The sequence below is a fragment of the Deltaproteobacteria bacterium genome, assembly GCA_012522415.1.
Classification (GTDB): Bacteria; Desulfobacterota; Syntrophia; order Syntrophales; family JAAYKM01; genus JAAYKM01.
On sequence record JAAYKM010000118.1, the window covers coordinates 1 to 1,534 of the forward strand.

At 53.8% G+C, this 1,534-nt stretch carries 1 pseudogene; it reads right to left on the reverse strand.

Annotated features, from left to right (window positions below):
- Positions 1–199 precede the first annotated feature (199 nt).
- Positions 200–1,534, reverse strand: a pseudogene (locus tag GX147_09400) (IS1182 family transposase).

Sequence of the window (1,534 nt, forward strand, 5' to 3'; positions counted from 1 at the left end):
GGCCAACCGCGCCCCGGCGGCCTACGAAAAAGACTGACCACCAAAACGATAAAGGGAGGGGCTCTCACCCCTCCCTCAGACCGAAGAAAAAGCCCGTTCAAGGCAAAACCTGAGCGGGCTTTTTCACATCGGGCACGAAATTGAACATAAACGGCAGGAATACGAATAAAACCGTTGAAAACGCGCCATTTCTCCGCTTCCAGGTTGCAAGTTTCTTGAGATTCATGCATGAAAAAGTCAACAAGACCTGCATCCTCAGCCTCGCCAAACCTCTGTATTGTGTGAAGCGCATTGCGTGCTTCACCTTCGCATCGGCGAATACGCGTTCTATCGTTTCCTTTCGCCGCTTGTAGACTTCCCGCCCCTCCGGCGTGTGCCTCACATCCTCCGCACGTTCCATGTATTCTTCCCAGACATGGCGTGGGATGACCTTTTGGCAGCCTTTGCTCTCGGTGCACTGCCTCCTGTGCGGGCAACTCTTGCATATGGCAGGATTGCTCTTGTACTCCCGGTAGCCGTCCCGGTTGGTCGTGCTGTATTTCAATACCTGGTCATTCGGGCAAAGATAACAATCGTAATGCTCGTCATATACATACTCATACTTCTTGAAAAAACCTTCTTTTGTCATGGGACGCTTGTAGGGCACGCTGGGCAGTCTGCCGCTGTCGAAAATCTGCTTCATGATCCAGGGCGTGCGGTAACCGCTGTCCAGCACCGCCATTTTGATTTCCGGGAACTTCGCCAAAACCTTGCGATACAATCCGTCAAACATCACGCTGTCGTGGACATTCCCGGCGGATACCTCCGCACCCAGCACAAAACCGTGCCTGTCACAGGCGACATGGGTCGTGTAAGCGAACTCCTTTTTGTGCTCCCCCTTGTGGAACAGGCCGCATTCCGGGTCGGTGGTGCTCTGTTTTACCGTTTTGACAGGCGGTTCCCCCCCGTCCCCGGGCGGTTTGGGCGGCTTCTTTCCGTGCGCCGCCCGATCTCGCTCGATCTCCTTTTCCAGCTCGTCCTGGTAATGCCTCGCCTCTTTCTTGACGACTTCGTTGGTATATTTATGGTTGTTGGCGTTGGCCTTGATGTGGGTCGCGTCGATGAACACAGCACCGGCATCCACAAACCCCGCCGCTACCGCTTCCGTAAGGATTTTACCGAATATCTTCTCAAAAATGTCGGTGCCGGCGAAACGGCGCAGATAATTCTTGCCAAAGGTGGTGAAATGGGGTACCGGCTCCGTCATGCCGTACCCCAGAAACCAGCGGTACGCCATGTTGACCTCTATTTCCCGGATGGTCTGGCGCATGGAACGTATACCGAAGGTGTATTGCAGCAATACAATTTTGAATAACACCACAGGGTCGATAGAAGGACGACCGTTGTCGGCGCAGTACAGCTCACGCACCTCGTCGTAGATGAACCCGAAGTCTATGGCCCGGTCTATGTCCCGCAAGTTATGTTTTGGCGGCACCAGGTCTGCGATGCACACCATCTATATCTGCCTGATCTTTTCCTTCCGGTTATCGCTTAA